Origin of the sequence: Sphingomonas sp. (assembly GCF_048594985.1) — a bacterium.
Classification (GTDB): domain Bacteria; phylum Pseudomonadota; class Alphaproteobacteria; order Sphingomonadales; family Sphingomonadaceae; genus Sphingomonas_I.
The window spans coordinates 1-3,780 of the sequence record NZ_JBMDXG010000143.1 but is presented as its reverse complement, the minus strand read 5'-3'; the positions used below and the strand labels follow the sequence as shown (position 1 = coordinate 3,780).

4 protein-coding genes and 1 pseudogene are annotated in these 3,780 nt (G+C 69.0%); 2 read left to right on the top strand and 3 right to left on the bottom strand.

The window, feature by feature from the left end; translation table 11 throughout:
- Positions 1-485: pseudogene (locus ACOJSF_RS05550) on the bottom strand (translocation/assembly module TamB); the annotation flags it as partial.
- Positions 485-2,449, bottom strand: coding sequence for an autotransporter assembly complex protein TamA (locus ACOJSF_RS05545; RefSeq protein WP_420141227.1), 1,965 nt, complete (start codon positions 2,447-2,449; stop codon positions 485-487). The pseudogene ACOJSF_RS05550 and the gene ACOJSF_RS05545, both read right to left, overlap by 1 nt.
- Before the next feature lie 110 nt (positions 2,450-2,559).
- Here ACOJSF_RS05545 and ACOJSF_RS05540 point away from each other — a divergent pair, with 110 nt between their 5' ends.
- Positions 2,560-2,718 (top strand): hypothetical protein, encoded by a 159-nt coding sequence (locus ACOJSF_RS05540; RefSeq protein ID WP_420141226.1) that lies wholly within the window; start codon positions 2,560-2,562, stop codon positions 2,716-2,718.
- 2 nt (positions 2,719-2,720) lie between these two features.
- Here the strand turns inward: ACOJSF_RS05540 and ACOJSF_RS05535 are convergent, their stop codons facing one another.
- Positions 2,721-3,398: a S24 family peptidase gene (locus ACOJSF_RS05535; protein ID WP_420141225.1), complete on the bottom strand. Its 678-nt coding sequence runs from the start codon at positions 3,396-3,398 to the stop codon at positions 2,721-2,723.
- Positions 3,399-3,490: 92 nt separating this feature from the next.
- Here ACOJSF_RS05535 and ACOJSF_RS05530 point away from each other — a divergent pair, with 92 nt between their 5' ends.
- A complete protein-coding gene (locus ACOJSF_RS05530) occupies positions 3,491-3,670 on the top strand; it encodes a hypothetical protein (RefSeq protein ID WP_420141228.1) in 180 nt (59 codons plus the stop codon).
- The last annotated feature ends 110 nt before the right edge of the window (positions 3,671-3,780 follow it).

Here is a 3,780-nt window from a genome sequence, read left to right as displayed (position 1 = left end):
CTGCCGGCGATCGTTGGCCCCAGCCTCAACCGGGCGATTTCGAGCCGGCCGATATGGATGTCGAACCCCGGCAGGATCGGCGAACCAGGCCGGCTGTGCAGGCGCGGCAGGCGGTCGAGCGCGATGAGCGGCGACGCCAGCCGGTCGATCGACAGCAGGTTGTGCGTCCAGCGCAACGGGTGCCAGTCGAGTGCGATCTCGGGCGATTCAAGGAACCGGCCATCGAGATCATAGAGTTGCACGTCACGCAGCGTCGCCCGGTTCCAGATCGATCCGTCGATCCGCCCGACGCGGATGCGCAGCCCGCTCGACGGTCGCAGCGCGCCGATCCGGTCGGCGATCAGGCGATGGCCCGGCCCTGTGTCGATCGCCCACAAAGCCGCGAGCAGCAGCATCGCCAGACCGAGCAGTGAAAACGTCACACCGCGCAACACCCGCCACCGGCGGCCCGGCTTCGTCGCCGACGCGGTCTCCTCTTCCTCCATCAGAATGCCTGGCCGAGCGACACGTAGACCGCGACCCGCGATTCCCCGGTGCGGCGATCGAGCGGAGTGCCGACGTCCACGCGGATCGGCCCGAAGCTGGAATAATAACGAACGCCGATGCCCGTGCCGTAACGCAGGTCGCTGAAGCGCGGCGTGCTTGACGCATAGAGGTTGCCCGCGTCGAGGAAGGGCACCACCCCGAACGCGCCGAAGCGGACGCGCGCCTCGACCGCGAATTCGGTCAGCGCGCGTCCGCCCACCGGATCGCCATCGACGTCGACCGGCCCGATCCGTTGATAGCCGTAGCCGCGCACCGATCCGCCGCCGCCGGCATAGAAGCGGCGGGATGGCGCGATCTGTTCGCGCGGCACGCCCTGGATCGATCCGAAGCGCAGCCGCCCGGCGAACACCACGCGATCGCCCACCGGCTGGTACCCGCTCGCATCGAGCTGCAGCTTCACATAGGCGTCCGCCTCGCCCTGAAGCGAGACTTCGGGCGAAACACGCGTGGCGATGCGGTGGCCGCGCGTCGGGTTGAGCAGATCATCAGACCCGTCATAATTCAGGCCCACCGGCGCCGCCGCGACCAGAAAGGTTCGCCGCCGCGAATCGCCGGTAGCACGCACCGTGTCGCGCTCGTCGGTCGCCACCAACTCCGCTCCGAACGACCAGCTCCACGTTTTCTGCCAGATGATGTTGGTCTGCCGCTCGAGACTCGCGCCCACCGTGAACGTGCGCGCGTCATAAGCGTTGAAGTTGCTGTGCGAGGCGACGACCTGCGCGTTGAGGATACGGTCGCGCCTGCGGAAATTGCCCTGGCGCAGCGACGCGCCGAGCGCCTGCTCGCGCGTGCCAAGGACACCGCGGAACGTGACCGCGCCCTCCGGCTTGATCAGGTTGCGGTGTTGCCAGGATACTTCGGCGCGGGTGCCTTCGCCCGTGCCATAGCCGAGCTCGCCCGCGATCGTACGGGGCGGTGCGCGATCGATCGCGACGCGCGTGTCGACCACGCCCGGATCGCTCGTCGCGACCGGCGTGATCGTGGCGGTGGAGACCAAGCCGGTCGCGATCAGCGCGCGGCGGAAATCCTCCAGCCGCGCGGCATCGAACTCATCGCCGGGATCGAACCGCGCGATCTCGTTCAGGTGGCGCTCGTCGAACAGGGGGCGGCGGCCTGGCGGTGCGGTGGGCACGATCCGCCCGAAGCGCGCTTTCGCGCCCGGCGATACGTCGAGCGTCAGCGTCGCCTGGTTGGTGTCGTGGTCGATGCCGACCTGCGGCTCCCCTACCTTCGCGAAGGGATAGCCTTCACGTCCCAGGGCGGTGCGAAAGGTCGTGGTGGCGGCCAGTACGGCATCGGCGTCGACGCGGTCGCCCTCCTTGACCGCAAACTGGCGGCGGAGCGTGGGGGCGGCATCCCCCGCCGCCTCCAGACCGGCCAGATCGATCTTCGAGAAGGTGAACGCCTCACGCGGGTCGATGCGGATGCGGACGATGGTGTTGCCGCCCTCGGTCGTGACAGCGGTGGCGAGCCGGGCGTCGTAATGGCCGGCCGCGTTGAGCAATTCGCGCAGCAACTCCTCATCGTCGCGGATGCGGCGGTCGATCTGCGCCGCGTTCGCGCTGCTCCCTTGATTGGCGACCAGCGCCGACAGTTCGTTGAAGCGCGCGCGGAACGTGTCGCCCAGCGGGTCCGCACCTTCCAGCCGCACCTGATATTGCTGCAGCGTCGCCGCGGTCGGCCCCGCCGGGGTCGCGGTTTCGCCCGGGGCCGAATCGATCACTGCGGGGTCCGGCCAGTCGACGCCGAGGTCGGGCAGCGGCGCGAGGTCGCCCACCGGATCGGCCGAATCGAGCGGAGGCGACGCCGGCGCAGGAGCCTGGCCGGACGCGACGTCGCAACTCATCACCAGGACCGCCGCGGCGAAGCCGCGCATCGCCGGCCCCGACCATATCCGGACCATGGCCGCTCCCTAGAGGAGCGCCTTGCAACCCGCCAGCCTGCGCGCGAAGCGGGCTGGCGCGCCGGCCCACGCGGTGGCAAGCGCGCAACATGCAGCGCGAACCTTCCAGCATGGCCGGCGGCATCTTCGTTGCGATCGGGGTGATCGCGGGGGTGGTGATCGGCAACCATTACGGCCAGGCCTCGGTCGGCTTCCTCGGCGGGCTGGCGGCGGGGATCGTCGCGGCCGTGGCGCTCTGGCTGGTGGATCGCAACCGCGTCGGCGATTAGCTTCAGCGCAGCTTTCGCCCTGCCCAGATCACGCGGCCGACGATCTCGACATCCGCCACGTCGACGTTGCTCCAGCTGCCGCCGCTCGGATTGTCGCTGCGTATGTCGATCCCGCCGGCGGGGTTGGGATCGATCCGCTTGACGATCAGGGCGTCATCGCGGCGGAGGACGTAGATGCCGGACCGCAATCGCGTGCCCGCATCGTCGCGGTCGACGAGGATATCGTCGCCCGGCCCCAAAGTCGGCTGCATCGAATCGCCTTCGACCCGCACCAGCGAAAGCGCGGCGGGCCGTCCGACACCCAGTTCGCGCAACAGCGCGGCCGGTAGGCACAGTTCGTCGAGTGCGCGCTCCTCGCCAGGAAGCGCGCCCGGGCCAGCGGCGACGCCGACGTCGACTCGACGGATCGCCACCAATCCGTCGGCAACGCGCGCCGCGCTCCCCGCCGCGACGATCCGCCCACCACGGTCGGGTGGCCCGCCGAGCAGGCTTTCAGGCACCCCGAAATAATCGGCTAGCATCCGGCGGTCACCCTCGGCGAGCCGCCGCGGGGTCCCGCGCTTCACATATTGCTGCACATAAGCGGAATTGCGCCCGATCAGCCGCGACAGCCCGGCATAATCCTCGCGCCTTTCCGCGATCAGCGCCGCCAGCGCTGCCCGAGCCTGGGTATCGTCCATCAACGCAATCGGTACAGCATAGGAATTTTCCTAGACAAGTAGGATTTATCCGATGATCTAGAACATATCAGGAACGGAGGCGAGTCGTGAATATGCTTTTCGTGGTCGAGCGGCATCTGCGTCGGACGGGCGAACCCCCGACGGTGCTCGGCCGCCGGGCCGTGGGCGATCCTAATCTCGTCAAGACCTTGCGCAATGGCCGCGAGCTCCGCCCGGCGACGGAGAAACGGCTGCACGCCTATCTTCTCGCGGCGGGGGCGCGCGTCCAATGAGCGATCCGCACGATCGCCTGGAGCGCGCGCTGCTCGCGCAATGTGACGGGCTTGCGAGAGTGCTCCGTGGCGCCTCGCGGCCTTGGGCGAGCGTCACGTTCGTGGGTGCA

Bases quoted from the DNA above. Each gene is read 5' to 3' on its own strand.
- ACOJSF_RS05545 (WP_420141227.1), bottom strand. From the start codon at position 2,449: ATGGTCCGGATATGGTCGGGGCCGGCGATGCGCGGCTTCGCCGCGGCG.
- ACOJSF_RS05535 (WP_420141225.1), bottom strand. From the start codon at position 3,398: ATGGACGATACCCAGGCTCGGGCAGCGCTGGCGGCGCTGATCGCGGAA.
- ACOJSF_RS05530 (WP_420141228.1), top strand. From the start codon at position 3,491: ATGCTTTTCGTGGTCGAGCGGCATCTGCGTCGGACGGGCGAACCCCCG.
- ACOJSF_RS05540 (WP_420141226.1), top strand. From the start codon at position 2,560: ATGGCCGGCGGCATCTTCGTTGCGATCGGGGTGATCGCGGGGGTGGTG.